This window comes from Stenotrophomonas sp. KH_029, from assembly GCF_057839765.1.
On the sequence record NZ_CM174498.1, the window covers coordinates 529,439 to 556,245 of the forward strand.

General features: G+C 68.3%; 23 protein-coding genes. 16 read left to right on the forward strand and 7 right to left on the reverse strand.

Features of this window, described 5'->3' with window-relative positions; all coding sequences use genetic code 11:
• The first annotated feature begins 81 nt into the window (after window positions 1-81).
• Window positions 82-855: a lytic transglycosylase domain-containing protein gene (locus tag AC3ITM_RS02395; RefSeq protein ID WP_489268138.1), complete on the forward strand. Its 774-nt coding sequence runs from the start codon at window positions 82-84 to the stop codon at window positions 853-855.
• Window positions 856-876: 21 nt separating this feature from the next.
• Here AC3ITM_RS02395 and AC3ITM_RS02400 read toward each other — a convergent pair whose 3' ends face one another.
• The gene (locus AC3ITM_RS02400; protein ID WP_489268140.1) at window positions 877-2,397 is read right to left on the reverse strand and encodes a tetratricopeptide repeat protein; all 1,521 of its coding nucleotides are present in this window, start codon (window positions 2,395-2,397) and stop codon (window positions 877-879) included.
• Window positions 2,398-2,545: 148 nt separating this feature from the next.
• Between AC3ITM_RS02400 and AC3ITM_RS02405 the strand changes: the two genes are divergently transcribed.
• The gene (locus tag AC3ITM_RS02405; RefSeq protein ID WP_489270008.1) at window positions 2,546-4,627 is read left to right on the forward strand and encodes an NHL repeat-containing protein; all 2,082 of its coding nucleotides are present in this window, start codon (window positions 2,546-2,548) and stop codon (window positions 4,625-4,627) included.
• Window positions 4,628-4,672: 45 nt separating this feature from the next.
• Here AC3ITM_RS02405 and AC3ITM_RS02410 read toward each other — a convergent pair whose 3' ends face one another.
• Entirely contained in the window at window positions 4,673-5,053 is a 381-nt protein-coding gene (locus AC3ITM_RS02410) for a YciI family protein (protein WP_489268142.1), read from the reverse strand.
• Between the two features lie 210 nt (window positions 5,054-5,263).
• Here AC3ITM_RS02410 and AC3ITM_RS02415 point away from each other — a divergent pair, with 210 nt between their 5' ends.
• The 11 genes from AC3ITM_RS02415 to AC3ITM_RS02465 all read left to right on the forward strand — a co-directional run bounded on the left by AC3ITM_RS02415 (window position 5,264) and on the right by AC3ITM_RS02465 (window position 16,699).
• Entirely contained in the window at window positions 5,264-5,683 is a 420-nt protein-coding gene (locus AC3ITM_RS02415; protein ID WP_489268144.1) for a YciI family protein, read from the forward strand.
• Between the two features lie 31 nt (window positions 5,684-5,714).
• Window positions 5,715-6,137, forward strand: a complete 423-nt coding sequence (locus AC3ITM_RS02420) for a VOC family protein (protein ID WP_489268146.1) — start codon at window positions 5,715-5,717, stop codon at window positions 6,135-6,137.
• A 24-nt stretch (window positions 6,138-6,161) separates the two neighbouring features.
• Window positions 6,162-6,569 carry a VOC family protein gene (locus AC3ITM_RS02425; protein ID WP_489268148.1) on the forward strand — a complete coding sequence of 136 codons (408 nt, stop codon included), beginning with the start codon at window positions 6,162-6,164 and terminating at the stop codon, window positions 6,567-6,569.
• A 63-nt stretch (window positions 6,570-6,632) separates the two neighbouring features.
• The gene (locus AC3ITM_RS02430) at window positions 6,633-7,895 is read left to right on the forward strand and encodes an RNA polymerase sigma factor (protein ID WP_489268150.1); all 1,263 of its coding nucleotides are present in this window, start codon (window positions 6,633-6,635) and stop codon (window positions 7,893-7,895) included.
• Between the two features lie 168 nt (window positions 7,896-8,063).
• Window positions 8,064-9,191 carry a hypothetical protein gene (locus AC3ITM_RS02435; RefSeq protein WP_489270009.1) on the forward strand — a complete coding sequence of 376 codons (1,128 nt, stop codon included), beginning with the start codon at window positions 8,064-8,066 and terminating at the stop codon, window positions 9,189-9,191.
• On the forward strand, window positions 9,182-10,282 hold the full coding sequence (locus AC3ITM_RS02440; protein ID WP_179461088.1) for a hypothetical protein: 1,101 nt from the start codon (window positions 9,182-9,184) through the stop codon (window positions 10,280-10,282). Before AC3ITM_RS02435 ends, AC3ITM_RS02440 begins: the two co-directional genes overlap by 10 nt.
• Window positions 10,283-10,378: 96 nt before the next feature.
• On the forward strand, window positions 10,379-11,047 hold the full coding sequence (locus AC3ITM_RS02445) for a hypothetical protein (protein ID WP_228885791.1): 669 nt from the start codon (window positions 10,379-10,381) through the stop codon (window positions 11,045-11,047).
• Between the two features lie 17 nt (window positions 11,048-11,064).
• Window positions 11,065-12,696: a CsgG/HfaB family protein gene (locus tag AC3ITM_RS02450; RefSeq protein ID WP_489268153.1), complete on the forward strand. Its 1,632-nt coding sequence runs from the start codon at window positions 11,065-11,067 to the stop codon at window positions 12,694-12,696.
• A gap of 148 nt (window positions 12,697-12,844) precedes the next feature.
• On the forward strand, window positions 12,845-14,494 hold the full coding sequence (locus tag AC3ITM_RS02455) for a M28 family metallopeptidase (protein WP_489268155.1): 1,650 nt from the start codon (window positions 12,845-12,847) through the stop codon (window positions 14,492-14,494).
• Window positions 14,495-14,676: 182 nt separating this feature from the next.
• The gene (locus AC3ITM_RS02460; RefSeq protein WP_489270010.1) at window positions 14,677-15,936 is read left to right on the forward strand and encodes a sensor histidine kinase; all 1,260 of its coding nucleotides are present in this window, start codon (window positions 14,677-14,679) and stop codon (window positions 15,934-15,936) included.
• A complete protein-coding gene (locus AC3ITM_RS02465) occupies window positions 15,926-16,699 on the forward strand; it encodes a LytR/AlgR family response regulator transcription factor (RefSeq protein ID WP_489268157.1) in 774 nt (257 codons plus the stop codon). The genes AC3ITM_RS02460 and AC3ITM_RS02465 overlap by 11 nt, the downstream gene beginning before the upstream one ends.
• A 268-nt stretch (window positions 16,700-16,967) precedes the next feature.
• On the opposite strand, the gene AC3ITM_RS02470 is transcribed toward AC3ITM_RS02465, so the two are convergent.
• The gene (locus AC3ITM_RS02470) at window positions 16,968-17,582 is read right to left on the reverse strand and encodes a hypothetical protein (RefSeq protein WP_489268159.1); all 615 of its coding nucleotides are present in this window, start codon (window positions 17,580-17,582) and stop codon (window positions 16,968-16,970) included.
• A gap of 308 nt (window positions 17,583-17,890) precedes the next feature.
• Between AC3ITM_RS02470 and AC3ITM_RS02475 the strand changes: the two genes are divergently transcribed.
• Window positions 17,891-18,808: an oxygenase MpaB family protein gene (locus tag AC3ITM_RS02475; protein WP_489268161.1), complete on the forward strand. Its 918-nt coding sequence runs from the start codon at window positions 17,891-17,893 to the stop codon at window positions 18,806-18,808.
• A 48-nt stretch (window positions 18,809-18,856) separates the two neighbouring features.
• On the opposite strand, the gene AC3ITM_RS02480 is transcribed toward AC3ITM_RS02475, so the two are convergent.
• Window positions 18,857-20,974, reverse strand: coding sequence for a M13 family metallopeptidase (locus tag AC3ITM_RS02480; RefSeq protein WP_489268162.1), 2,118 nt, complete (start codon window positions 20,972-20,974; stop codon window positions 18,857-18,859).
• Window positions 20,975-21,298: 324 nt separating this feature from the next.
• Between AC3ITM_RS02480 and AC3ITM_RS02485 the strand changes: the two genes are divergently transcribed.
• Both AC3ITM_RS02485 and AC3ITM_RS02490 read left to right on the forward strand, forming a co-directional pair.
• Window positions 21,299-22,606, forward strand: coding sequence for a hypothetical protein (locus AC3ITM_RS02485; RefSeq protein ID WP_489268164.1), 1,308 nt, complete (start codon window positions 21,299-21,301; stop codon window positions 22,604-22,606).
• Window positions 22,546-24,291 (forward strand): putative bifunctional diguanylate cyclase/phosphodiesterase, encoded by a 1,746-nt coding sequence (locus AC3ITM_RS02490; RefSeq protein WP_489268165.1) that lies wholly within the window; start codon window positions 22,546-22,548, stop codon window positions 24,289-24,291. The genes AC3ITM_RS02485 and AC3ITM_RS02490 overlap by 61 nt, the downstream gene beginning before the upstream one ends.
• A 67-nt stretch (window positions 24,292-24,358) precedes the next feature.
• Here AC3ITM_RS02490 and AC3ITM_RS02495 read toward each other — a convergent pair whose 3' ends face one another.
• From AC3ITM_RS02495 to AC3ITM_RS02505, 3 genes are read right to left on the reverse strand one after another with little or no spacing between them, the layout of a single operon-like run.
• Complete coding sequence (locus AC3ITM_RS02495; protein ID WP_489268167.1) at window positions 24,359-24,949, reverse strand: hypothetical protein; 591 nt, start codon at window positions 24,947-24,949, stop codon at window positions 24,359-24,361.
• 33 nt (window positions 24,950-24,982) lie between these two features.
• Window positions 24,983-25,909, reverse strand: a complete 927-nt coding sequence (locus tag AC3ITM_RS02500) for an XVIPCD domain-containing protein (protein WP_489268168.1) — start codon at window positions 25,907-25,909, stop codon at window positions 24,983-24,985.
• Window positions 25,909-26,394 carry a hypothetical protein gene (locus AC3ITM_RS02505; protein ID WP_489268170.1) on the reverse strand — a complete coding sequence of 162 codons (486 nt, stop codon included), beginning with the start codon at window positions 26,392-26,394 and terminating at the stop codon, window positions 25,909-25,911. The genes AC3ITM_RS02500 and AC3ITM_RS02505 overlap by 1 nt, the downstream gene beginning before the upstream one ends.
• Window positions 26,395-26,807 lie beyond the last annotated feature (413 nt).

Consider the following 26,807-nt stretch of genomic DNA (forward strand, 5'->3'; position numbering starts at 1 on the left):
TGCCGGAGCGGTGTTCACCTTCGGTTCGCGGCCCGGGCCGGATCATCGCGCCGCACGACTGGCGTGCCCCGACCCGAGCCGATGAAACCGACCCTGCCTGCCGTGCTGGTGCTGCTGTCGTTGCTGTTGCCGTGCCCGGCCTCGGCACGCACGGTGTACCGCTGCGTGCGCGACAGCACGGTCAGCCTGGCCACCGCGCCGGAGCCGGGGTCGCGCTGCACGCCGCAGCAGATCGATGACGGCGCGGTGCAGACCCCCAACCTGTGGGGCAACATGGGCGTGTTCGCCGGCACCCTGTACGAACGCGAGCAGGACGGGGCGCTGGTGTATTCCACGCGCAACCTGCCCGGTTCGCGGGTGTTCCTGAAGTTCACCGTGGCCACCCCGCCGGGCGAGCCGGCCCACCCGGGGCTGGGCAAGGTCGGCGCGCCGCAGCTCAACCGCCATGCCAAACAGTTCAAGGCCGCCGCGCGCGCCACCGGGGTGGACGATGCCTGGCTGCGGGCGATCGCCCATGCCGAAAGCGGCTTCGATGCCGGCGCGGTCTCGCCCAAGGGCGCCCAGGGGGTGATGCAACTGATGCCCGATACCGCCACCGAGCTGGGGGTGGCCGACCCGCTGTCGGCCGAACAGTCGATCAATGGCGGGGCGCGTTACATGAAGGCGCTGCTGAAACGCTACAAGGGCGACCGCACGCTGGCGGCGGCCGCCTACAACGCCGGCATCGGCGCGGTCAGCCGCTACAAGGGCGTGCCGCCGTATGCCGAAACGCTGGCCTATGTGGAGAAGGTCAGCGCGTTGTACCTGCGCTACCGCGAGGCGATGGGCTTCAAGGTGGAAACGCCGGCGCGCTAGCGCCGGGCATTCACTGCAAGGCTAGCCGCCGGGCCGGAACAGGGCGTGCTGCTCGCTGCGGCCGACGGCCTTGAGCGCGGCCTGCACGTCGGCACGTTCGACCACCTGCCACCAACGCCGTTCCTGTTCGACATCGCCGGGCAGCGGCGGCACCGTCCGCAACCGCTGCACCGACAGCAGCGCATCGTTGCGCGTTTCGGTGGATTGCAGGCGGGCAATCAGGTCGGCGGCGGCCTGGTCCAGGGCATTGTCGTAGAGCAGGGTTTCCATCACGTAGCCGTCCGCATTGTCGGCATGGGCCTGCAGCCAGGCTTTGGCGCGGTCGGCCTGTTCGGTGTCGCCGAGCTGGCGGTGGGCGCTGAAGCGTACCCACTGCTGCACCGCTTCGCCGTACGGGCTGAGGTTGTCGCCGACGCGCGCGCTGGTCTCCAGCGCCTTGCGTGGCTGCAACAGCGCGGCCTGCCAGGCGGCCAGGTTCAACCATTGGCTGATGTTGGTCTGTCCTTCCTGCTTGAACTGCGCGGCGGCCTCCAGCGTGGCCAGCGCGGCGTCGATATCGCCCAGCCGGCGCTGGGCGATGGCGCGGTTGTTGAGCAGCCAGGCGATATCGCCGGCTTCGTCGATATTGGGCGGCACCCTGGCGCCTGCGACGGCGCTGGCCATCGGCTCGGTCACCGCCAGCACCTCTTCGTGCTGGCCCAGCACCAGCATCGCCTGGCTGATATGGACCAGCGCGCTGGGCTGGTCCGGCGCCAGCAGGGCATTGACCCGCAGTGCATCCAGGTGGCGTTGCGCGGCCTGGACCGGATCGAAACGGGGGTTGTTGCGGTCGATGTAGCGGTCGAAGCGTTTGTCCGCACGCATGGCCAGGATTTCCATCGGGCTGTCGATGCGCTCCAGCGTCGCGGCGACGAGGTCGGACTGGCCGCTCTGGATCTGCAGCACCGCCAGCAGCCGCCAGAAGTCGGTCGGCTCGATCCCGTCCGGTTTCCAGTTGCGGTCGAACAGGACCTGCAGGAAGTCGCGGTACTCGGTGTCATGGCCGCGCAACAGCTGGCCCTGGGTGCCGGCCATGGCGAAGCCGACTTCGGGCAGGAAGGTATCGGCCTGGCGCAGTGAGCGGGTAATCAGGCGCGCGCCTTCGACGTGGTGCCCCTGCTCGGATTCGAGCACGCCGAGCAGATACAACGCGCGCGGTTCTTCCGGCGCCAGTTGCCGCGCGCTGCCCAGGTAGCTGCGTGCGGCGGCCGGTTGGCTGAGCTGCAGGGCGATCCAGCCGGCCACCACATAGGCCTCGGTGCGGTCGCCTGCGGGCAGTGTGGCCAGGCCGGGCTCGGCCAGCAGCCGTTCGAAGGCGACCAGCGCGCCCAGGGTGTCGCCCTGCGCACCTTGCTGCGCCGCCTCGCGCAGGGCCTGCTGCAGTGTCCGGGTCTGTTCTTCGGTGGTGGCAGCGCGGCTGTCGGGCATGGCGTGCACCGGGGCAGCGCCGGCCAGCGTCAGTGCGATCAGCAACGCGATGGGGTGTCGATGCAAACCCGGCATGGGTGCCTCCTTCCATGGAATGAACCCTGATTGGAACCCGGGAGGGCGCGGCGGCACAAGCGTCGTCGACGCATTCGCCGCCGCGCATGGGTTTGCAGATGCACGCCCAGCCATTATCGTCAGTGCCCTTCGGAGCAAAGAGATGGCAATGGGACGCAGCGCGTGGGCGGTGGTGATCGGTGTGGCGACCCTGGCGTTGCTGGCATGGACCTTTCTGCATGAGCCCGGCCCGCCGCCGCCACCACCGGCACCGGCGACGACCGCGCTGGGCTGGAACGCGCAGATCGACAGCGTGGCCGGCGATGGCGTCGGTGGCCTGCTCGATGCGGCAACGGCAGGCCAGGCGCGCTTCGCCGATCCATACGGGCTGGCGGTCGGTACCGATGGCGTGGTCTACATCGCCGATGCCGGCGACAACAACCGCATCCGCCGCCTGTATCCGGACGGGCGCGTGGATACGCTGGCCGGGCAGGGCGAGGGCTGGCGCGATGGGCCTGCGCTGCAGGCGCAGTTCAATACGCCGTCGGGCATCGCGGTGGATGCGGCCGGCACGGTGTACGTTGCCGATACCGGCAACAACGTGATCCGCGCGGTCGCGCCGGACGGCCAGGTCCGCACGATCGCCGGCGACGGTCAGCGCGGCTTCGCCGATGGCCCGGCCGCGCAGGCGCGTTTCGATGCGCCGATGGGCGTGGCGGTCGGCCGCGATGGCCGCGTGTTCGTGGCCGATACCTACAACGACCGCATCCGCGTGATCGAGCCGGACGGGCAGGTTCGCACGCTGGCCGGCGGCGCGGCGCCGGGGCTGGTGGATGGCGTGGGGCAACTGGCCCGGCTGGATACGCCGGTGGCCGTGGTACTGGACCACCACGGCCGGCTGCTGATCGCCGACCTGTTCAACAATGCCGTGCGCCGGCTGGACACCGATGGCAGCCTGCAGACCGTAGTCGCCGATGGCGGGGTGCTCAGCGGCCCGCTGTCGGTGGCGGTCACCTTCGATGACGTGCTGTATGTCAGCGACGTCAACGGCAAGGTGGTGCAGGTCTCCGCGCACGGGCATCAGGTCGCGTTGGCCGGTGTTGCACCGCAGCCGCGTTTTTCGCGGCCCACGGCGCTGGCCCTGGACGGCCGCGGCGGGCTGTACCTGGCCGATGCAGCGTCCTACCGCGTGCACCGGCTGCGCCCGCTGGCGGCTACGGCCACCGCGGCACCGGCATTGATCGGGCCGGCGCCGCAGGCACCGCTGCCGGTCACCGCCGGGCGTTGGCCGCTGGCGCCGCAGGATGGCTGGCATGAGGTGGTCGGTACCCTGGGCGAAGTGCGCGGCACGTTCTCCGGCGAGAGCCGCCACCACCTGCACGACGGCTTCGACGTGCGCGGCGATGTCGGCCAGACCGTGCTGGCGGTCGCCGCAGGCAAGGTCAGCAGCCCGGCGGCCACCTGGTCAGTGGGCGGGCAGGCCGAGGGGCTGTCGCTGGACCGGCTGCGCTACATCCACATGAAGGTCGGCCGCGATCCGCGCGACCGTCCCCTCGACGCGCGCTGGCCGCAGGTGTTCGATGACGAGGGCAAGCTGGAACGGGTGCGCGTGCGCCGCGGTACGCGCTTTGCTGCCGGCGATGCGCTGGGCAGCATCAACCGCATGGCCCACGTGCACCTCAGCGTGGGCGCCAGCGGTTTCGAGCGCAATGCGGTGGCATTGGGCTTCACCGGCTATGCCGACGCGTTCGCACCGCGCATCACCGGGGTTGAACTGCTGGACGACCAGGACCTGCCGCTCACGCCCGGCGGCGATGGCCGGGTGGCGGTGCCGCGGCTGGGCCCGGGCGTGCAGATCGTGGTCGAGGCCTGGGACCAGGTCGACCGCAACCTGCCGCGCCGGCGGCTGGGCGCCTACCAGGTGGGCTACCAGATCCTGGACGCGCGCGGTCAGTCGCTGCCGGGCTATGAGCAGCCGCGCTTCAACATCGTGTTCAACCGGATGCCGCGCGAACGCAGTGCGACCCTGGTCGCCTACGCACCGGACAGCGGCATCACCGTGCACGGCAGTGCGCTCACCCGCTTCCGCTACCTGGTAACCAACACCGTACGCGATGGCCTGGTGCAGAGCGGGCGCTGGCAGCCCGATGCGCTGCCGGCCGGCGACTACCTGATCCGCGCCAGCGTGCGCGACTACAGCGGCAATGAAGGCGTCGGCGCCCGCGACCTGAAGGTCACTCTGCTGCCGTAACCGCGCTTGCCCGCACCCCCGCCTGCGCCGCTGCGGCCAGGCGGGTCAGCGGCAGGCGCCGACGCGTTGGCGCTCGGCATCCATGTCGGCCAGCGGCCGCACCTCGATGCTGCCGAACCGCGACCACGGGAACTGCCGGGCGATCTGCATGGCGTGCTCATGGTCGTCGGCGTTGATCAGGTTGAAGCCGGCCAGCAGTTCGTGGGTTTCGGCAAACGGGCCATCGGTGATCCGGGCCTGGTCCTGGCGCACGCGCAGGGTACGGGCACTGGCTACCGGCTCCAGCTTCTGTGCGATCACCAGGGTGCCTTGGGCCTGCAGCGCATCGGCGTGCACCAGGCAGTCGTGCATCAGGCGGTCGTATTCGTCGCTGGGCAGGGCCTGCAGAAGGCCCTCGTCGATATAGATGAGCAGCAGGAATTGCATGGCGGACCGGTCGCGGACAGGGGGTACATGATGCCGCAGTCCGCGTGTCGGCGGTGTTGCAGCGCGGCAGGAGGAACGCCTGTTCAGGCCGGTCGCGGCGTGGTGCTGACGGGATCGGAAGTTTTTTTTGCGGGGGTGTCGATTTCCGTTCCACTGCGGCGTCGTAGGTAATGAAAGGCCCACTGCCGGGCCGCCGTAGAGGAAGCAACGATGAAAGTCATTGTCCTGGTAAAGGCCTCCGAGGCCAGCGAGGCTGGCCAGATGCCGACCGAAGCCGAGCTGCGCGCGATGGGCGCGTTCAACGAAGAACTGGTGCAGGCCGGGATCATGCTGGCCGGTGAAGGCCTGCACCCGACCTCGCGCGGGCGCCGGGTCGCCTTCGGCGAGGCCACGCCGCGGGTGATCGACGGCCCGTTCGCCGAAACCCGCGAACTGGTCGCCGGTTTCTGGCTGTGGCAGGTGCGTTCGCTGGAGGAAGCCACCGAGTGGCTCAAGCGCGCACCGTTCGGCCCCGGCGACGTGGTGGAAATCCGCCCGATCTTCGGCATGGAAGATTTCGGCGAGGCCTTCACCCCGGAATTACGTGCGCAGGAACAGCGTCTGCGCGACCAGATCGGCAGCCCCGACTGACCTCCCACCCCCGTACCCCTGGAGCATTTCCATGAAACTGATTCCGTTCCTGAGCTTCAACGGCAAGACCCACGAGGCCATGGCCTTCTACGCGCAGGTCCTCGGCGGCAAGGTCACCTCGGAAATGAAGTACCGCGACATGCCGCCGATGGAAAGCACCGAAGGCTGTGGCGGGATGCCGCCGGAGACCCTGGACCACGTCGCCCACAGCCAGCTGGAAGTGGGGTCGGCCATCCTGATGGCCGCCGACAGCCCATCCGGCCCCGGCGAGGGCACCACCACCATCAACATCGACGTGGACTCGCCCGAGGAGGCCGAACGCGTGTTCAAGGCGCTGGCCGACGGCGGCGAAATCAAGATGCCGATCGGCGAAACCTTCTGGGCCCACCGTTGGGGCTTCCTGATCGACCGCTACGGCAAGCCGTGGATGGTCAACTGCATGAAACAACCCTGATCCCCAGCCCAAGGAGCCACAACGATGAGCGATGCACCCCAGATGATCTTCGTCAACCTGCCGGTCCGCGACCTGGACGCCACCAAGGCCTTCTTCGCCGCGCTCGGCTACAGCTTCAATCCCACCTACACCGATGACAACGCGGCCTGCCTGGTGATCAGCGACACCATCCTGGTGATGCTGCTGGTGGAGAGCTTCTTCGCCCAGTTCACCAACAAGCCGATCAGCGATGCGCGCCAGCAGACCGAGGTGATCATTGCCCTGTCGGCAACCAGCCGCAAGGCGGTGGACGACCTGTTGGGCAAGGCGCTCAAGGCCGGTGCCAGCGAACCGCAGCCGGCGCGCGACTACGGTTTCATGTACCAGCGCGGCTTCCAGGACCTGGACGGCCACCTGTGGGAGATCGCGCACATGGACGGCGAGCCGGGTTGAGGCCGGCCCACGCATGACCACCGTGGCTTGTGCGCTGCGCTGCGCGGTGTTTCCATCAGCAGCATGGACACCGCGCTGACGCAACGACTGGACACTCTCTGGCGCATGGAAGCGCCGGCCCTGATCGCGCGCCTGACCCGGATGCTGGGCGGCGATGTCGGGCGTGCCGAAGAACTGGCCCAGGACACCTGGTTGGCCGCCCTGGAGCGATGGCCCGCACAGGGAGTTCCGGACAATCCGGGAGCGTGGCTGATGACCACCGCACGCAATCGCGCCATCGACGTGCTGCGCCAGCACCAGCGCGTGGCTGGCCAGCACGCGCAGTGGGGCAGCGAACTGGAACCACAGCCGCTGCCGTTGCCCGACGACAGCGATGCGCTGCAGGATGACATCGGCGATGACCTGCTGCGGCTGATGTTCGTGGCCTGCCACCCGGTGTTGTCGGCCGACGCACGGGTGGCGCTGACCCTGCGCCTGCTGGGCGGGCTGACCACCGATGAAATCGCGCGTGCCTTCCTGCAGCCCGAACCCACCATCGCCCAGCGCATCGTGCGCGCCAAGCGCACCCTGGCATCAAAGCAGGTGCCGTTCGAGGTGCCGCGCCACGCCGCGCTGCCGGAGCGGCTGGCATCGGTGCTGGAGGTGGTCTACCTGGTGTTCAACGAAGGTTATACCGCCAGTGCCGGCGATGACTGGATGCGCCCGGCGCTCTGCGAAGAAGCGTTGCGCCTGGGCCGGGTCCTGCAGCACCGGCTGCCAACTTGGCCGCAGGTGCATGGGCTGGTGGCGTTGATGGAACTGCAGGCCTCGCGCGCGGCGGCGCGGGTGGATGCGCACGGCAATGCCGTATTGCTGCCCGACCAGGACCGCAGCCGCTGGGACTGGCTGCAGATCGCCCGGGGCCAGGCCGCGCTGCGCCAGGCGGTCGCGCTGGGCGGCGCCGACGACCCCTATGTGCTGCAGGCGGCGATCGCCGATTGCCATGCGCGCGCGCGGCGGGCGCAGGACACCGACTGGGCGGCGATGGCCGCCTTGTATGCGCGCCTGGCGCAACGGCAGCCCTCGCCGGTGGTGGCCTTGAACCAGGCCGTGGCGGTATCGCGTGCACAGGGTGCGGCGGCGGCCTGGCCGCTGGTCGAACAGCTGGCCGCCGATGCCCGCCTGCAGGGCTACGCGCCACTGGCAGCGGTGCAGGGCGATCTGCTGGCCCAGCTGGGCCGCCGTGCCGAAGCCCGCGCCGCCTTTGTCCGCGCGGCCGGGCTGACCGGCAACGCGCGCGAGCGCGCGGTCCTGGAGGCGCGGGCCCAGGCCCTCGCAGAAGGCTGACGTAATCACATCTTGCCCACGCCCAAGCTAAGGGCTATCGTTGCGCGCATTCAAGTTACCGACCCCGGGACCGTCCCTGGGCCGGACCACGACAAGGGACGCAGGCAGATGGTTTCAGGGAAGAAGCGGACACGCGCGGTTGGCGCGTGGGTGGTGTTGTGCCTGGTGATGGTGACCGGGGGCGCGTACGCCGCCGACAAGTCCCAGCAGGTCTACTGGGCCGGTTTCGCCTTTACCGGTGAAGCATCGGCACGCAACGACGTGGCCCCGCACAGCACCCGGGTGATCCAGGCCCGCGGCGCGGATACCCTGAACCAGCAGCTGGGCGCGGCCCTGCGCCGGCAGCCGCCTGCCCACCTGCAGCTGATCAGCGACCAGCTGGCCAAGCTCGACGGCACTACCAGCGCCACCGTGCTGGCTGCTGCACTGGACCGCGAGCTGGTCTCGGTCGAGCCGATCGGCGACCAGTACAAGGTGCTGGTGGAAGTGGCGCTGCAGGCGCTGTTCTTCGATTTCCGCGAGCGCCAGGTGGTGGCCTCCTATCCGCTCACCCTGCAGCGCATCGACCTGCTGGAATACCGCCCGGACCAGGACGAGATCGATGCGATCGTCGCCGACCTGCTGTACGGCGGGGCGGCCACCGGCCTGCCCACGGTGCTGGCCAAGACCCTGGCCAACGCCCAGTTACCCAACGCCTCGGTCCGCCGCCTGCAGGTTGGCGCGGTGACCTTGTCCGATGCCGCGCGCGCCAAGCTGCCCAATCCGGCCATGGAAGCGCCGCTGCGCGCCACGCTGGCCCACGAACTGTCCAAGGCGCTGTCGTCCAACACCGGCATCGGCCTGTTGCCGCCGGCCAGCGGCGAGGCGATCGGCGGGGCGATGGCGGCGCGCTTTGCCGACGGCAAGGTCTACCAGCTGAAGATTCCCGAGCCGGACTACGTGATCAAGCTGCAGCTGGATGCGATGAAGAGCGGGGTGGTCAGCGAAACGCCGGTGATGAAGACCATGCTGTTCGGCGCGTTCTTCCAGGTGTCGGTGGTCGAGCCGTTCTCCGGCAAGGTGTACTTCGACCAGCCGCTGCGCAAGGGCGCCACCAAGGTGGTGCCGGTCACCCAGTGGCAGGTCGACCAGTGGTCGGCCGGCTATGAAACCGTGCTGGCCGGGCTGGACGCCTTCGCCGGTGCCGCCGCCAAGCGCGCCGATGCGCGCGCCTGGCTGGACGAACAGAAGCCGGGCGGACGCCCGCTGCAGCAACAGACCCAGGCCCTCCAGGAGTTGATCAAATCATGTCGTTGATTCGTACCGTACTGCTGATTCTCATCGCGCTGCTGGTAACCGCTCCGGTCGCCGCGCAGACCGCCAGTTCGCGTGGCACCGGGTCGGCCAGCTATGGCCTGCGCCTGAGCGCGGACACCCGTGCGCAGGCACTGAACAAGGCCAAGGTCAACGCACTGGAGGCTTACATCGCCGAATCGGGCGCGGCCAAGCTGCGCCTGTTCGAGGCGCGCCGCGCCGAAATGATCGGCGAGATCGACCGCTACGTGCTGTCGGCGGTGCCGCTGTCCGAAGACGAAGACAAGAAGGCCAAGACCTACTCGGTCACCGTCCGTGCCGAAATCAACACCACCCTGCTGCAGACCAAGCTGGATGCCGGTTCGGCCGTGGCCGGTGCGCGCAGCAACGAGCGTTCGCTGCTGACCTTCCTGTTCATGGCGCGCTCGCAGGACACCGTGCAGTCGTTCCAGGACAAGGAATACCGCCGCGTCGACGCCAGCCGCAGCTATGACGAAAAGACCCGCGAAGGCGACAGCTTCCGCGGCAACTCGGTCAGCACCAACGGCAGCATCAACCAGAACGCGTCGGTGTCGGTCACCAGCGGCGGCAGCACCACTGCGCGCAGCGACAATATCAGCTGGAAGGTGGCCAACGCCGCCGAAGTCAATACCGCCATGACCGGTGCCTTCAGCAGCGCCGGCTATGAAGTGGTCGAAGCGGAATATGTCGAAGGCGAAAGCCGCGGCCTGCTCAGCATCGAGCGCATCCGCAAGGACTTCAGCACCGGCAACGACCTGTCCGCGGCCACCCTGCGCGACACCGCCAACGGCATCCGCGCGGCCAACATCCCCTACATCGCGGTGGGCACGCTGGACATCGGCATGCGCGACCGTGACCCGGTCTCGGGCAACACCCGCGTGTATGTGACCGTGACCGGCAAGGTGCTGGACGTGACCGGGCGCTTCCCGCGCACCGTGTCCTCGGTCGGCCCGGTGCAGTACGCCGGCCTGGGCCCGAATGAAACCGTGGCCCGTACCAATGCCCTGCGCGAAGCGGCCGAGAAGGCTGCCCAGCAGATGATCAACGAGCTCAACGTCAAGGCCGTGCGCTGATCCAGCGCAGGCCAATGCCTGCCGACCAACGGTCGGCAGCTACCCGCACGACGGCCGGCCGATGGTCGGCAACAACCCACCCATAAGGAATCCATCATGATCCGCAAGACCCTGATCGCACTGGCCATCGCCACCACCTTCGCCGCCCCGGCCCACGCCCAGCTCGGCAAGCTCAAGGGCCTGGTCGGCGGCGGCGACAGCGCCGCCTCCAGCAGCGCCGCAGCCCCGGATGAAGCCGCGCAGGAAGCCCTGGTGCGTCGTTTCGTCAGCTCGCAGTCGCATTCGCTGCAGGCCCAGACCTCGTTCGCCCGCGCCTTTGGCCTGGCCGAACAGGTGCAGCTGCTGGAAGCCGAGCGCACCGCGCTGTCGTCCGGTTCGGTCAACGTCGACCAGATGAAGAAGTCGGTGTCGGTCAGCGAAAACGCCCAGGCCGCGATCAACGAGCGCGTCGCCGCGCAGCCGGAGCTGAGCGCCGAGTCCAAGAAGCATTACGCCGACGGCCTGGTGGCCCTGGTCGCCTCGGCTGCCGAAGGCCAGAAGCTGAGCGGTGAAGCCAGCAACTTCGCCGCCGGCATGAAGAGCCTGGGCGCCACCCAGCTGGCCACCGCCGGCCGCAAGCTGGCGGCAGGCGCCTGGGTTGCCAAGGAATCGCCGGGCTACCTGAAGGGCCTGTACAACTCCTCCAAGTCGGCGATGACCTTCGCCCGCGCCAGCAAGATCAAGGTGCCGGGCAATGCCGATTCGATGCTCGACGGCCTGAACTGATCCAAGGACGGCCACGCATGCAGACCTCCATCCGACTGTTGAGCCTGGCCCTCACCGCCACCCTGCTTGCCGCCTGCGGCAAGCAGGAGGCAGCGGTGGAGGCGGTACCGGCCAAGCCTGAAACCAAGCTGGCCCAACCGGCCGACGAACCGCTGCGCGGCGCCCCGGATTTCGGCGGCACCACCCAGGTGGCGCGCGAAGCCGAGGGCATCGGCAGTACGCCGGAGCTGGCGGTGCTGGCGGCGCTGCAGTCGGCCGTGGCCCAGGTCAACGGCGTGCGCGTGGCCAGCCAGATGCAGGGCATCCGCGCTGGCCTGCATGTGGACGTGGACGGCGAGCACGTCGGCGATATCCGCGCCGACGCGTTCTCCCAGCAGATGATCGCCGCCTCGCAGGGGGCGGTGCTGGGCTATGAAATCCTCTCGCAGGACGAAGTCACCCAGCTCGATGAAGAAGTGATCGCGCGCGTACGCGCCAGCGATGCCGGCTTCACCTATTCGGCCTCCGCCTCGGCCAGTGGCTCGGCGCAGGCCAGTGCCGAAGCCAGCGATGGCGTCGGCTCGGCTTCGGCCAGCATCAAGGAAAGCTACAAGGAACAGGCCAAGCTGGATGCCAAGCGCGGCGCCCAGTCGTTCGAATCGGACGTCAACCGCCGCACCCTGCGCAGCTACTGGAAGGTGCGGATCAAGGCGGATATCGCCAAGTACCGTGCACCGGACGAACAGGGCCGGCCGAAGATCGTGGTGGCCCAGCCGCATGTGCGCGCCGGTACCTATGCGGTCGGCGACGGCCGGGTCGACAGCGACGAAGTGGCCCGCGCGATCCGCGCCCGGCTCAACGACACGCTGACCCAGACCAAGCGTTTCATCGTGCTCGACCGTGAGTTCGGCGAGGAAATGCAGGCTGAGATCGACCACATCAACAGCGGCAACGTGCGCCTGCAGGACACCGCGCGGCTGGGCCAGCAGCTGGCTACCGACCTGATCCTGATCCCCACCATCGAACGCTTCGAGTACCCGCGTAGCGTGCGCCAGCTGCGCATGTCCGACCGCCAGGTCAGCTCGTACTCCGGCGGTGGCCGCATCACCCTGCGGCTGATCAACGCCGCCACCGGCGAGGTGGTGATGTCCGACAGCTTCGACCACCAGCTGGCCTCGACCGGCCCGAGCACCCTGCCCCGGGTGGTCAACGGCAAGGGCATGGCCGCGGCGATGATGGATTCGTTGTCCGGCCAGATCGGCAGCGCGATCATCACCGAGATCTTCCCGGTGTCGGTGGTGTCGATGAGCGGCGACCAGGTGGTGTTGAGCCAGGGCGGCGATTCGCTGCAGGTCGGCCAGCGCTGGCAGGCGGTGATGCTGGGCGAAGCCCTGAAGGATCCGCAGACCGGCCGTTCGCTGGGCCGCACCGAGACCCCGTGCTGCACCATCCGCATCGACCGGGTGGCCGCGCAGACCTCCTATGGCACCCTGGAAGGCGCTGCGGACCTGGGCGGCGGCAGCTTCAAGCCCGGCGCGATCGAACTGCGCCAGAAGGCCGCGCCGGTGAAGGCCGCCGCGACCGCCACGGCAGCGGGCACGGCCAAGCCGGCAGCCCGGCGTGCGGCGGCCCCGAAGCCGGCGGCGCCGGCCGAAGACCCGAACTGGTAACGGGCCAACCGTAGCTGGCCGGAGCGTGGGGCCGGGCGTTGCCCGGCTACCGGTTGCATCCGCTGCCGGGTCGCCGACCGGGCAGAGCCCGCCGCTGCGTCCATCGCCTACACTCGGGATCCAAGTGGTCCCGTGTGTGGAGAGAGCGATGAAGCGAGTAGTACTGAGCGTGCTGGCCCTGTCGGTGTCCGGCGCCCTGATGGCGGCAACGCCGAAGTTCGATGGCGCGCGGATTTCCGCCGACGTCAAGGAGCTGGCCTCCGACGCCTATGAAGGCCGCTCGCCGGCAACCGCCGGTGAAGCCAGGACGATTGCCTACCTGAGCAAGCAGTTCGCCGCGGCCGGGCTGCAGCCTGCTGGCGACCTGCAGGACGGCAAGCGCCTGTGGACCCAGGCCGTACCGCTGCTCAAGGGCGATATCGTCGGTACGCCGAGCCTGTCGCTGCGCAGCCAGGGCAAGCCGCAGGCGTTGAGCCAGGGCAAGGAAATCGCCGTGCGCGCGGCGATGAACGGCGCCAACGCGGTGGACATCAACGACGCACCGCTGGTGTTCCTCGGCTACGGCGTCAACGCGCCCGAGCGCAACTGGGACGACTTCAAGGGCGTGGACCTGAAGGGCAAGATCGCGGTGGTGCTGATCAACGACCCGGACTTCGAAAGCGGCCAGGGCGACTTCGACGGCAAGGGCATGACCTACTACGGCCGTTGGACCTACAAGTACGAGGAAGGCGCGCGCCAGGGCGCGCTGGGCGTGCTGATCGTGCACGAGACCGCACCGGCTTCCTATGGCTGGGCCACCGTGGCCGGTTCCAATACCAACACCATGTTCGACGTGGTCCGCGACAAGCCGGCCCAGGCCCATCCGCTGCTGGAAGGCTGGATCCAGCGCGATCTGGCGGTGGACCTGTTCAAGCGCGCCGGGCTGGATTTCGAGCAGCTCAAGCAGCAGGCGCAGACCCGCGATTTCAAGCCGGTGGAACTGAAGGGGGAGACCTTCTCGGCCAGGTATGCGGTCAAGACCGAGGTGATCACCTCGCACAACCTGGCCGCGCGCCTGGAAGGCAGCAAGCACCCGGACGAGACCGTGGTGTACAGCGCGCACTGGGACCACATCGGGGTGGGCAAGCCCGACGCCAGCGGCGACACCATCTTCAACGGCGCGCTGGACAATGCCAGCGGCACCGCGTCGCTGCTGGAGCTGGCGCGCGGCTATGCCAAGGGCCCGCGCCCGCAGCGCTCGGTGCTGTTCCTGGCGGTGACCGCCGAGGAGAAGGGCCTGCTCGGCTCGGAGTACTACGCCAGCCACCCGCTGTACCCGCTGGGCAAGACCGTGGCGGTGATCAACATGGACGGCATGGCGCCGTTCGGCCCGTCGCGCGATTTCGGCATCTATGGCTCGGCCAGGCTGGAACTGCTGGACCAGCTCAAGGACGTGGCCAAGGGCTGGGACATCCGCTACACCCCTGACCCGAAGCCGGAAGCCGGCCTGTTCTTCCGCTCGGACCACTTCCCGTTCGCCAAGCGCGGCGTGCCGGCGGTGTCCTATTCGGCCGGCCAGGACTGGGTGGACGGTGGCGTGGCCGCAGGCAAGGCCGCCTCGGACGACTACACCGCCAAGCGTTACCACCAGCAGGGCGACCAGTGGCAGCCGGACTGGAGCTTCGCCGGCGCCGCGCGCGACCTGGAGGTGCTGTACACGCTGGGCAACCAGCTGGCCAATTCGCGTCCCTGGCCGAACTGGAGTGAAGATTCCGAGTTCCGTGCCCCGCGCGATGCCAGTGTCGCCGAACGGAAATAGGCCGACCGTCCCCGCCGGCACGCCGGCGGGGACACGCCAGGCAGGGCCGAGCCACGCTCGGCTATCGTTGGCCGCCGGCCACCGGCCGGCTTCATCCCCGCAAACCCCGTCTTCGTCGCATCGCGCTTGTCCTGGCCGGCGGCAGGGCTATGCTCGCCCCATCCCATCATGAAGACACCGCCGTGTTCGCCAGCCTCGTCCTGATCCTGCGCATCCTGTTGGCCTGGGCCGCCGCCCTGGTGGTGGCCGGTTTTGTCTGGAGCGGCTTCTTCCACGGCATGGACGAAGGCCCGGGCTGGGTGTTCGGGCTGCTCGCGCTGTTCCTGATGGTGACCGCGATCGGCAGCTGCATCACCCATATCCGGCGGGTCTGGCTCAGTGCCGGGCGGCTGGATGCCACCACCCTGTCCAGCCGCCAGCGTCGCCAGATCGAACTGCCGATGGATGCCGGCCCGGCCTTCGCCCTGGTCGAGGCCGCCATCGCCGAACTGCCGCGGGTGGAAGACATCGAAAGTGCCGCCGGCAGCCTGCAGGTGCGCGCCTATGTGCGCCGCGTGGATCCCTACAACGGCCGTCCGCCGTCGCGCTGGAACCTGCCGGCGCGGTTGGCGATCCGCCGCAACAGCGTGCTGGCCACGGTCACCCCGGGGCAGGGCACGAGCAGCGTGACGCTGCTGTTCGAACCCGACGCCGGGGTCTGGGCCGACCTGCTGGCGGTGGACGAAGGCAGCAACTACGAAAACGCCGAAGCGGTCGGCCGCGCGATCACCCGCCGGGTGGCCGAGCAGCGCCGGGGCGAGCAGGCGGCCGCCGAGCAGACCGCCACCGAGAAGGAACTGTCGGTGGCCAGGTTGAACCTGCTGCACGCCCAGGTCGAGCCGCACTTCCTGTACAACACGCTGGCCAATGCGCAGGTGCTGACCCGCACCGATCCACCGCGCGCCGACCAGATGCTGGGGCACCTGATCCAGTACCTGCGCAGTTCGCTGCCCAGCGTGGAGGAATCCATGTCCACCCTGGGGGTGGAGCTGGAGCGCACCCAGGCCTACCTGGAGATCCTCAAGATCCGCATGGGCGCGCGGCTGGCCCTGCAGGTCGATGTGCCGCCGGCGCTGCTCGGGCTGCCGCTGCCGTCGATGGCGCTGCAGACCCTGGTCGAGAACGCGATCAAGCATGGACTGGAACCCAAGCCCGGCGGTGGCACGGTGTGGATCATCGCGCGCGCCTTCGACGACCACGTGACCCTGACCGTGGCCGATGACGGCCTGGGCTTCGGGCAGGGCAGCAGCGGCACCGGGATCGGCCTGAAGAACCTGCGCGAGCGCCTGCGACTGACCTGTGGCGAGCGCGCCGTGGTGGCGATCGTGTCCAACTTCCCCAGCGGCGTGGCGGCAACGATCACCCTGCCGCACGATGCGCGCGAGGCCATCCATGCAGCTTGACGCCCTCATCGCCGAAGACGAAGACCTGCTGCGCCAGTCGCTGGTGGCGCAACTGCAGCGGCTGTGGTCGCAGCTGCGGCTGGTGGCCGACTGCGAGGACGGTGCCGGCGCGCTGGAGAAACTAGCCGAACTCAAGCCCGACCTGGCGTTCCTGGACATCCGCATGCCCGGCATCAGCGGCATCGAGGTGGCCCGCGCGTTGCCCGAGCTCAGCCCGCGCACCCAGGTGGTGTTCGTCACCGCCTACGACCAGTACGCCATCGACGCGTTCGAGCAGGGTGCGATCGACTACCTGCTCAAGCCGGTCAGCGATGAGCGCCTGCTGGCCACCCGCGAACGGATCCTGGCGCGCCTGCAGCAGGGCCGCCCCGACGGTGCGTTGCTGGAACAGCTGCTGCAGCGCCTGGGCCAGCAGCCCGGAGCGCGCTCCAGCGCACCACCGCTGGCCTGGATCACCGCCAGCAACGGCCGCGACACCCAGCTGATCATGCTGGAAGACGTGATCTATTTCCGTGCCGACAGCAAATACACCACGGTGGTCACCGAGCAGGGCGAGAGCCTGTTACGCACGCCGCTGCGCGAACTGCTGGAGGTGCTGGACCCGCAGCGGTTCCGCCAGATCCATCGCTCCACCATAGTCAACATGAAGGCGGTGGCGGCGGTCAGCCGCGATGAAAGCGGGCGCGGCCAACTGCGCCTGAAGCAGCGCAGCGAACTGCTCAATGTCAGCCAACCGTTCATGAGCCTGTTCCGCGGCATGTAACCCGCACGGCGGCACGACAAAGCCACCGCTCGCGTCGCTGGCAGGGTCGGTTCCCAAACGACTGCCGATACCGGTGATCGGCGCGACGGACGCATGACCCACCCCGAAGCCGGCTCCGATGTAGGTCATGCCATCCATGAACGTTGCGCGGGCTATCGGCAGTCGATCGGGATGGGACCCTACCGGCGGTGGGGCAGTTCCCCAGACAGAACAATGCCACCGTGAGTGATCACGGTGGCATTGTGGCTCCCCCCGCTTTCCGGGATGGTCAGAAGGCCGGTTGCAGATGCATGTTGCCGCGGTTGTCCTGCTCGCCCACATGGTTGAGCTGGCCCACCAGTTCGGAGTGCTGCTTCATCCGGCCGATCTCGCGCATGATGCGGATGTCTTCATGGCGCAGTTCGCGCCGGGCCGTGACCACCTGCTTGTAATCCAGCACTTCCGGATACAGCTGGGCCATGTCCAGCGCCTCGGCGACGCATTCCACGCTGTCGGCGTCGGAGGTGATCCGTGCGCGGCTGTTGAAGGCCTTCATCCAGCGTTCGAAGCCGGCGGTATGGTCGAACATGTTGGCCATGAACCAGATCACGAACAGGATCGAAATCCACGAGCCGAACACGATCACCACGCGGGTGAAGGTGATATGGAAGTCGTCCCGCCACAGGTAGTTGCTGATCAAGCCCAGGATCAGCAGCGAGGCGGCCTGCCAGCCGACGATCGAGGCCATCAGCCATTGGCCCTTGGCCTTGGCCAGCACCGCCACTTCCTCGCGGATCTGCTGCTCGCTCTTGTTACGCCAATGCGCGACCTGTTTTTCAAACGGGCTGTTGTACAGCTCGTTGTCCTGCAACAGCAAACCCAAACCCTTGAACAAAGCGATCATGACGTGCTCCTTCTGGAACGTGCAGCGGCGCATTGGACGACGTTGAGGCGGATTCAGTTCTAGCACTTCCAGCGCATCGTGCAATGGGGGCGGTGCGAAGCCGGGACGCGTCGGTTTCTGAATGGGTAGACCGTGGTGCATTGCATCATCGGCTCTGCGGCCTGCGACAAGATGTCGCAGCCAAATTCGTGCTGCGGGCGCACATGGAACGCAGGCAGAACGCCCGGGCTCGCGATGGCTGCGGCGATCGGCCAGAATCGGGGCCCACCGCGCAGGCCGCGGTGCCCTCCCGCCTGCCTGGACCTGCAATGCCGTCCCTGCTCCACCGCCTTTCCCGCCCCGCCACCGCGCCGATCCGGCGCTGGGTGCTGGGGGCATTCCCGCGCGGCCAGAGCGGGATCGACTACGACCACCCGCTGGGCGATCCGGGCTGGTTCGGGCCGCACAGCGCGACCTGGCGGGTGCATGCCGAGTTGCCCGGGATGCTGGCCGGCGGGCTGTGCGCGCTGATGCTGCAGACCCTGCATCCGCTGGCGCTGGCCGGGGTGTATGGCCATTCCAACTTCCGCCATGACCTGGTCGGCCGGCTGCGCCGCACCACCGCGTTCGTGGCCGGCACCAGCTATGCGCCGCGCGCGGAGGTGGAGGCGCTGGTGGCCAGGGTCGCCCGCATTCATGCGCAGGTACGCGGACACGCGGCCGATGGCCGGGCGTATTCGGCCGACGCTCCGGCGCTGCTGACCTGGGTGCACGTGACCGAGGCCTACGGCTTCCTGCAGGGCTGCCGGCGCTATTGCCGCGATGTGCCGGCCGCGGTTGCCGACCAGTACTACCGCGAGTACAAGCGGGTGGCCCAGGCGTTGGGCGCCACCGATGTGCCGGCGTCGCAGGCCGAGGTTGAGGCCTACTTCGCGCAGCAGCAATCACAGTTGCAGTTCGACGCACGCTCGCGCGAGGTGCTGGCGGTGTTGTCGACGATCCGCCTGCCGGTGCCGATGGCAGGGGTGTCGCGTGAGTTGTTCCTGGGCGCGGGGGCGGCGCTGCTGCCGGCGTGGGCCGGGGCGATGCTGGCGCGTACGCCGCTGCAGCGGGCGCAGGCCGGTGTATCGGCACATGCGCTGCGCGGGATGGCGCCGTTGTTCCGGCGCGCGTTGCAGGATGGGGTGGCCACGCGTGCGTGCACGCGCATGGGCCTGCCGGTGGGCGTGCTGGACCAGTGGGGATGAAAAACGGGCGCCGAAGCGCCCGTTTTCACCTTCATCGCATCGCGATGGTCACCACACCTTGACCCGCTTGTCCGGCGCCAGGTACAGCTTCTGGCCTTCCTTCACCTCGAATGCGGGGTACCACGCATCCAGGTTGCGCACGGTCAGCGCGCGGAACTGGCCCGGCGCATGCACGTTGGTCAGCAGCGAGTTGCGCAGGGCCTGCTCGCGGGCCTTGCTGCGCCAGGCCTGGGCAAAGCCCAGGAAGAACCGCTGCTGCGGGCTGAAGCCTTCCAGGGTCTGGCCGGGCTTGCCCTGCAACGACAGCTGGTAGGCATCGAAAGCGGTGGCTAGGCCGGCGACGTCGGCGATGTTCTCGCCCAGGGTCAGGCGGCCGTTGACCGACACGCCCGGGAACGGCTGGTAACCGCTGAACTGGGCGGCCAGCGCGTCGCCGGCGGCGTTGAAGCGGGCCAGGTCATCGGCCGTCCACCAGTTGCGCAGCTTGCCGGTTTCATCGAACTGCGCGCCGGCATTGTCGAAGCCGTGGCTGATCTCATGGCCGATCACCGCACCGATCGCACCGTAGTTGACCGCATCGTCGGCGGCACCGTCGAAGAACGGCGGCTGCAGGATCGCCGCCGGGAATACCAGGCGGTTTTCCAGCGGTACGTTCATCGCATTGATGGTCTGCGGCAGCATTGCCCACTCGCTGTGGTCGACCGGCTGGCCGAGCTTGGCGATGTTGCGCTGGTATTCGAAGCGCGCGGCGCGCTCGGCATTGCCCAGCGCGTCGTCGCGCTTGACCTCCAGGCCGGTGTAGTCGCGCCACTTGTCCGGGTAACCCATGCCCACGGTCAGCCCATCGATCTTGGCCCTGGCCTGTGCCTTGGTCTGCGGCGACATCCATTCCAGCGCATCGATGCGCTTGGCGAAGGCGGCGATGATGTTCTTGGCCATCGCATCGGCGCGGGCCTTGGTGGCCGGGTCGAAATGGCGCTCCACGTACAGCTTGCCGATCGCTTCACCGACGGCGTGGTTGCTTTCATCCACCGCGCGCTTCCAGCGTTCGCTCTGCTGCGGGGTGCCGTTGAGCGTGGTGCCATGGAAGGCGAAGCGCGCATCGGCGAAGCGCTTGGGCAGGTACGGCGCAGCGCGGTCCAGCGCATGGAAGGCCAGGTAGTCCTTCCACACCTCCAGTGGTTCGGTGGCCACCAGCCGCGAGATGCCGGCCATGGCCTTGGGCTGCCACACGATGAAGTCCTGCTGCTGGCCGAGCTGGGCGCCGGCCAGGAAGGCGTTCCAGTCCATGCCCGGCGCCTTGGCGCTCAGGTCGGCCTGCTTCCATGCATTGGCGCCCTTGGCCACATTGTTGGTGTCTTCCTGGCTGGCGTGCGCCTGGGCGATCCTGGTTTCCAGCGCCAGGATGCGCTGGGCCTTGGTGGCTGGATCGGCGACCCCGGCCAGCTGCAGCACCTGGGCGATGTACGCCTGGTACTGCTTGCGGATATCGGCCATGCGGCCGCCCTGCAGGTAGAAATCGCGGTCGGGCAGGCCAAGGCCGCCCTGCACCAGGTACGGTGCGTTGCGGTCCGGTTGCAGCAGGTCCACCGATACCCACAGCCCGAACAGGCGGTCGGTGTAGAAATTGGTCGCATTCAGCAGGTCGACGTCGGCGCGCAGGGTGCCACCCAGCGCGGTGGTCAGGGCCGCCTTGTCGGCGATGCCGTCGATCGCCTCCAGCTCCGGCGTGACCGCGGCCACCCCGCGCGATTCGATCCCGGCCTCGTCCATGAACGCGGCGTAGTAATCACCGATCAGCCTGGCCTGGCCACTGGCCTGGGTATCGGCCGCGGCGCCTTCCAGGATGGCGCGGGTATCGGCCAGGGTCTTCTCGGCGATGACGTTGAAGCTGCCGTAGCTGGAACGGTCGGCCGGGATCTCGGTGTTCTTCACCCAGCTGCCGTTGGCAAAGCCAAAGAAGTCATCGCCGGCGGCGACGCTGCGGTCCATGCCGGCGGCATCGAAGCCGAAGCTGCCCAACTGCGGCTTGGCCGGCGCCGGCGCGGCGGCGGTGTCCGGCGGGGTCGCGGCGGGCGCGGCCGGTTCACGGTCGCAGGCGGCCAGGCCCAGCGACAGGCTGGCGGCAATGGCAAGCATCAGGGTAGGGCGGCGTAGCTTGGGCATGGAGGTCTCAGGCAAGCGGAAACCCCAAGTTTAATCCCCCACCGCGGCCGGTTGTGCTGCCGCCCGCACCGCCAGACAGCAGGCGATCAGCGGGTTTTGCCGCCGGCACGGCGCACGGCGTTGACCGGTAGCTGCCTGGCCAGCGTTGCAGGTAGGTCGATGCGGTCCTGGCCGCTGCGGCCCTTCCCGTGCCGCGCACGCTGGTGCATGCTGGGCCACGGAGGGTTCTGCCGCGCATACCGGAGACCGGGCGCGGGGCGATCGGGAGTCAAGAATCCCAGGCTTCGGCCGCTCAGGTTTGGGGAAACCAGGAAGCGTTTACGCATGAAGTCAGCCCACCACAAGCGGGAGCCGTTCGCGATGCCCGCGTTGAACCAGGCGATGGCGCGGCCGTTGCGCACCATCGTATGGCTGGGCGTGGGCCTGGGCGTGCTGCTGGCGGCGGGCCTGACCACCATGCTGGTCAACGATTTCCAGCGCCGCCAGGAAGCTGCGCAGCGCCAGAGTTCGGCATTGGCGGCCGGCTCGCAGCGTCTGCTGCGGCTGCAACTGCGCAATCTGGAACGGGCCATGCTGGGTACCGCCGAGGACGGAGCGTTGCTGTTCGAGCGGGTGCCGGCGCAGGCCCCGGGCCTGCTCGATGACGCCATCCATGGCGTGCTGCAGCGGCATGCCGAACTGGACAGCATCGTGGTGGTGGACCAGTACGGGCGTGCGCTGACCAGCGGCAGTGGCGATCTGTATCTGCCGCTGTGGGCAGTGGAGGCCAATCGCGGCACCGACAGCCGCCTGTACCTGGGCCCGCCGCAGCAGCGCGCCGCCCAGCGCTGGGTGCTGCCGCTGGCATTGCGCATGGGCGAGGACCGCTGGCTGTTGAGCCGGATGCATACCAGCGAGCTGCAATCGATCATCGGTGGCCTGGACACCGGCGAGCACGGGGTCATTTCGATCACCGATGCACAGGGCTACGTGCTGGCCCGCAGCCCCGACGCCGGCGGGCTGTCCGGCCGCCGTTTCAGCCTGGGCAGGCGCGAGATGCTGCGCGGCGATGCGGTCATTCCGCTGGGCATCGAGACCAGCACCATCGACAACATCGAACGCATCTCCACCCTGACCACGCTGGGCCAGTACCCGGTGGCGGTGTATGCCGGGCTGGGCCGGCAGGACGTGCTGGCGCCCTGGTGGCCGTATGTACAGGCCTCGGTCGCGCTGTTCCTGCTCTACTGGGGCGTGTTCGCGCTGGTCTATGTCAGCCTGCGCCGCGCCACCCGCAGCCAGGGGGCATTGACCGAAGAACTGCGCACCGGCCACGCCGAGCTGCAGATGGCCCACCAGGTCGGCAAGGTCTGCACCTGGTACGTGGACGAGGATGCCTGCGTGCTGCGCTGGTCGCCGTTGGCCCGGGACATCTTCGGGATCGGGATCGACAGCCTGCCGGTGGCCGATTTCTTCACGCGCGTGCACCGCGAGGATGCCGCGCGCATGCAGGTCGCCTTCGACCAGGCGTTCGCCGGCAACGGCGTGCTCGATGAAATGTTCCGGGTGGTGCTGCCCGGTGGCCCGGTGGCGCGGTGCGCTGGGTATCGGCGCGCGGCGAGCGGGTGGCGGTGGTGGACCGGCAGCGGCGCATGATCGGCGCATTGACCGACGTCAGCGAGCGGGTCCAGGCACTGGCGCGGGTGCAGCAGGCCGAACGCCAGTTCCGGCTGCTGTTCGACCGCAACCCGGCGCCGTTCTGGGTGTTCGACCCGGACACGCTGCGTTTCCTGGAGGTCAACGAGGCGGCGGTGCAGCAGTACGGTTACAGCCGCGACGAGTTCCTGGCGATGAGCATCCTCGACATCCGCCCGCGCGAAGGCTGGGATGAGATTCGCGGGGCGATTTCGCGGGCGACGCTGGGCGCTCCGCAGGACGCGCAGATACGCATGCACCGGCGCAAGGACGGCACCCTGTTCGAGGTCCGTGCGCACCTGTCGCGGCTGGACTTCGATGGCCGCCAGGCCTGCCTGGTGCTGGCCGAGGACATCAGCGAGCGGTTGGCCTACGAGCGCGACCTGGCCTACCACGCCACCCACAACCCGGCCACCGGCCTGCTCAACACCCGTGCGCTGGCCGCGCAGCTGGACGAGGAGGGCGGCAGTTACACCATCGCCTATGTGCAGTTCCGCGGCCTGCAGCTGGTGGCCGATACGCTGGGCCGCGAGGTGGGCGATGTAGTGCTGCAGGCGATGGCCAAGCGCCTGGGCGGCCTGGGCACGCGCTATGGGTTGCTGGCGTTCCAGCCGGCCGAGGACTTCATCTTCGCCATCCGCGACGACCATGAGCGGCAGACCGCGCTGGATACACTGGTGCAGACCGTGTCCGAGCCGGTGCGCGGGCAGGACTGGCTGCACCAGTTCGAGCCGCGGATCGGCGTTGCGGTCAAGTTCGACGGCGACAAGGTGCCGGCCGAGCAGGTGATCGGCATGGCCGCGCAGGCCGCGCATGCCGCGCGCGACGAAGGCAGCGTGATCGCCTGGTTCGACAACACGGTCACCTCGCGCCTGGCCGAGCGGCTGCGCCTGGCCGGGCGCATCCACAGCGCGATCGACAGCGAGTTCCAGCTGTATTTCCAGCCGATCTGCCATGCCAGCGATGGCACCCCGGCGACCCTGGAGGCGCTGCTGCGCTGGCCGCAGGCCGATGGCAGCTTCATCCCCCCGGGCGAGTTCATCCAGTTGTGCGAGGACACCGGCCTGATCCTGGCGCTGGGCCGTTGGGTGATCCGCGCCGCGGCGCAGGCGCAGCGGCAGTTGGCCGATGCCGGTTGGCCGCTGCCGATCGCGGTGAATGTGTCGGCGGTGCAGTTCTTCAACAGCGACCTGGTGGCCGAGTTCAGCCGCGCCAGCCAGGAGTTCGGGCTGGCGCGCGGGGCACTGCAGGTGGAGTTGACCGAAAGCAGCCTGATGCGCAAGCCGGCCCAGGCCAAGCAGACCATGCAGCGGCTGCATGAGCAGGGCATCTGCATTTCGCTGGATGATTTTGGTACCGGCTATTCGAACATGTCCTACCTGCAGCATCTGCCGTTGGACATCCTGAAGATCGACCGCAGTTTCGTTGCCGACGTGGAAACCAATCCGCGCAATGCGTCGATCTGCCGGGCGCTGTTGTCATTGGGGCACAGCATGGGGCTGACGGTGATTGCCGAAGGCGTGGAGACGCCGGGCCAGCACCAGTGGCTGGCCGCGCATGGCTGCGACCAGGTGCAGGGCTACCTGCTGGGCCGGCCGGCACCGCTGGCGCAGGTGATCGCGCGGCTGGAGGCGGTGGAGGTGTAGTCCCGTGCGGGTGGATGTTGCCACTGTTGTTGCGCGTAGCGCCGGGCGCGTGGACGGCAGCCCGCCGTCAGCGGCGCAGTTCGATCCGACGGTATTGCCCGCCCTCGCCAAAGCGCGGGCCTTTGGATTCCATCCGCGCGCACAACCTGCCGTCGCTGCAGGGAACCAGGTCGGCCTTTGCCATCGCCTCGTAGTAGTCGCGCTGTGGCTGCAGCCGCGCCAGCTCCTGGCGCGTGTTGTGCAGCAGGTAGATCGCGCTGGCGGCGGCGATCAGCGCCGCCACCCCGAGCGCGGCGGTGGCCAGCAGCATCCTGCGCGAGGCCTTCAATGTCAGCCGCTGCTGGGCCTGGGCGTAATCGCCGGTGGCGGCCTGTAGCGTTGTGCTGGCGCGCTGCAGGGCCTGTTCGAACTTTTTTGAGGCCGGGTCCAGGGTGCTGGCCAGGGCCTGCTGCGAGAGTTGGGTCAGCCGCGGCAGGGCCGATTCGACCACCCTGCCCACATCGCCACCCGCGCGCTGCACACCAGCGTGCAGCATCTGCAGCTGCTCGTTGATGATGCCGCGCAGGCGCTCTTCGCGCTGCTGCATCGCCCCGATCAGCAGCAACAATTCCCGCGTTGCAGCGGTGGGTTCGCCGTCCGGGCGGACAGGTGCGTTCATTGCATGCTCCCTTCATCGGCCATCCGGCAGGTATCAACCCGCACCGCCGCCTCCGCCATCGCCACCACCGCCGTCATACATCGGCCCGCCCTGCATCCGCGGATCGGTCAGCGTCATCACCCGTACCGGGCTGCGCCGGGTTTCCAGCTCGGCCGCCGCGGCCATAGCCAGCTCCGGGTTCAGCTCGGCCGCCTGCGCCAGTGTCTGGGCCTGCTCCAGCTGTGTGGCCTCCAGCATCTCGCGGGCCTGCTCTTGCATGGCCAACGCGGCGGGGCTGGCCATCATGCGGCTGATCGCCTGCTCCAGGGCCCGCTCGTCGTGGGACTGCAGCGCGTAGAACACCTCATCGAAGGCCGGGTCGCCGCTGGGGCTGCGTTGCCCTGGCGTCCGGCCTTGCGGTGGCTGCAGATCCTCGTCGCTGATCAAGCGCTGAAGCAGCGTGCGCTTGGGCATCGGATGATGCTGCTCGCCATTGAGCTCGCTATCGGGAAACGGCGCGCGAATGCTGCGGATGAACTCGCGGTTGCTGAGCGGCTTGAGGCCGCCTTCGAAATCCTTGTCCGGCATGAACAGCATGGAGGTGCGATGCAGTCCGGCGTGATTCAACGCCGCCCAGGTGAAGTCGATACAGCTGTTGGTGGCGCCTTGGTACTCCATGTCGAAGCCGTGGAGGTGTGGGTTTTTTCCGAAGTTCAGGAGCTTGAGGTACTGCTCTCCGCTCACTTCCATGGTTCTCGAATACAAAGGACGCTGGTACCGCTCAAGGTCATCCTCGAAGACCTTGCCCGGTCCGGAGCTTGCTCCATGAGTAGCCGGTGCAAAGCCGAAACTCAGGTCTTCATGTCCAGCGGAGATCGTGTAGTAAACATGCCCGGCCAGGGAGGTTCCGCCGTCTTGCAGTGGGGTTCCAGGCGCTGCCACGTAGATGGTCACGGTGTATCTGGCGCGGCTTTCATTCATTACTTTGGCAGCCTCCTATACGCCAGCAACAACTCGACAGGAACGGAGGCCAGCTCCGGCGCAGGATCAATCAGCTGCAGCTCCAGGCGATACCGCCCCGGTGGCGGGGCCTTTGCCCACGCAAACGCCACCTCGCGGTAGTCTCTGCCTGGCTCTGTCAGCCCGGCCTCATCCAGTGCGATGCTGTCCACGCCAGTGGCCATGACGCCATGCACGCGACCATCGGCGGCTACCGGCACTGTCGGCCTTTGCTGCGCATGGCCAACAACGTCAAAGTCCAGCGTGTACAGCTGCGGTACCGAAGTTTGTGCATCCAACGGGGTCAGTACCACCGTCGCGTTCAAATCCGAATGTCGGATCTTGTCGATAATGTCCCAGGCATTTCCGGTAGCGGCATCGGTTGCGCGCAGCGCAATGGCCAGCGATGCCGACGAATTGCGCCCCGGCGGCAGCAGATCGAACTCCAGCACGTACGGTTCGCTCATCGGCACCAGCGGGAACGGTCGGACCAGGGGAACGGCAGTGCGGGTAACGGCCTGGTGTGGGCTGTAGAACGGCGGAGGCGGTGGTTCGGGGGAGCTGCATGCGGCCAACGTGCATGCCAACACGGTTGCCAATGGCATCGACAGTAATCGGATTGGGCGCATGGACGTTCCTGTGCGGGGACCATGGGACGATCGGTCTTCGACATCGTTTGCCGGGACAGACATCCGCGCACTTTTTATCCATCATTTCAGCACTGGCTACAACGGCAGAAGGTCTGAAAGTTGCATGAAATAGTTGAAGCGTGATGCCGCACCTGTTTCATCAGTCCGTTTACGACAAAAGCGCAAAACAGACGTGCCCAACCATCCCTCGGCAGCGTCCCGGGCAATGCCATCCCCATCGCCGGGAGTGG

What these genes read in the sequence shown, in the direction of transcription:
- AC3ITM_RS02395 (WP_489268138.1), top strand. Translation starts at nt 82, where the DNA reads ATGAAACCGACCCTGCCTGCCGTGCTGGTGCTGCTGTCGTTGCTGTTG.
- AC3ITM_RS02400 (WP_489268140.1), bottom strand. Translation starts at nt 2,397, where the DNA reads ATGCCGGGTTTGCATCGACACCCCATCGCGTTGCTGATCGCACTGACG.
- AC3ITM_RS02405 (WP_489270008.1), top strand. Translation starts at nt 2,546, where the DNA reads ATGGGACGCAGCGCGTGGGCGGTGGTGATCGGTGTGGCGACCCTGGCG.
- AC3ITM_RS02410 (WP_489268142.1), bottom strand. Translation starts at nt 5,053, where the DNA reads ATGCAATTCCTGCTGCTCATCTATATCGACGAGGGCCTTCTGCAGGCC.
- AC3ITM_RS02415 (WP_489268144.1), top strand. Translation starts at nt 5,264, where the DNA reads ATGAAAGTCATTGTCCTGGTAAAGGCCTCCGAGGCCAGCGAGGCTGGC.
- AC3ITM_RS02420 (WP_489268146.1), top strand. Translation starts at nt 5,715, where the DNA reads ATGAAACTGATTCCGTTCCTGAGCTTCAACGGCAAGACCCACGAGGCC.
- AC3ITM_RS02425 (WP_489268148.1), top strand. Translation starts at nt 6,162, where the DNA reads ATGAGCGATGCACCCCAGATGATCTTCGTCAACCTGCCGGTCCGCGAC.
- AC3ITM_RS02430 (WP_489268150.1), top strand. Translation starts at nt 6,633, where the DNA reads ATGGACACCGCGCTGACGCAACGACTGGACACTCTCTGGCGCATGGAA.
- AC3ITM_RS02435 (WP_489270009.1), top strand. Translation starts at nt 8,064, where the DNA reads ATGGTGACCGGGGGCGCGTACGCCGCCGACAAGTCCCAGCAGGTCTAC.
- AC3ITM_RS02440 (WP_179461088.1), top strand. Translation starts at nt 9,182, where the DNA reads ATGTCGTTGATTCGTACCGTACTGCTGATTCTCATCGCGCTGCTGGTA.
- AC3ITM_RS02445 (WP_228885791.1), top strand. Translation starts at nt 10,379, where the DNA reads ATGATCCGCAAGACCCTGATCGCACTGGCCATCGCCACCACCTTCGCC.
- AC3ITM_RS02450 (WP_489268153.1), top strand. Translation starts at nt 11,065, where the DNA reads ATGCAGACCTCCATCCGACTGTTGAGCCTGGCCCTCACCGCCACCCTG.
- AC3ITM_RS02455 (WP_489268155.1), top strand. Translation starts at nt 12,845, where the DNA reads ATGAAGCGAGTAGTACTGAGCGTGCTGGCCCTGTCGGTGTCCGGCGCC.
- AC3ITM_RS02465 (WP_489268157.1), top strand. Translation starts at nt 15,926, where the DNA reads ATGCAGCTTGACGCCCTCATCGCCGAAGACGAAGACCTGCTGCGCCAG.
- AC3ITM_RS02470 (WP_489268159.1), bottom strand. Translation starts at nt 17,582, where the DNA reads ATGATCGCTTTGTTCAAGGGTTTGGGTTTGCTGTTGCAGGACAACGAG.
- AC3ITM_RS02475 (WP_489268161.1), top strand. Translation starts at nt 17,891, where the DNA reads ATGCCGTCCCTGCTCCACCGCCTTTCCCGCCCCGCCACCGCGCCGATC.
- AC3ITM_RS02480 (WP_489268162.1), bottom strand. Translation starts at nt 20,974, where the DNA reads ATGCCCAAGCTACGCCGCCCTACCCTGATGCTTGCCATTGCCGCCAGC.
- AC3ITM_RS02485 (WP_489268164.1), top strand. Translation starts at nt 21,299, where the DNA reads ATGAAGTCAGCCCACCACAAGCGGGAGCCGTTCGCGATGCCCGCGTTG.
- AC3ITM_RS02495 (WP_489268167.1), bottom strand. Translation starts at nt 24,949, where the DNA reads ATGAACGCACCTGTCCGCCCGGACGGCGAACCCACCGCTGCAACGCGG.
- AC3ITM_RS02500 (WP_489268168.1), bottom strand. Translation starts at nt 25,909, where the DNA reads ATGAATGAAAGCCGCGCCAGATACACCGTGACCATCTACGTGGCAGCG.
- AC3ITM_RS02505 (WP_489268170.1), bottom strand. Translation starts at nt 26,394, where the DNA reads ATGAGCGAACCGTACGTGCTGGAGTTCGATCTGCTGCCGCCGGGGCGC.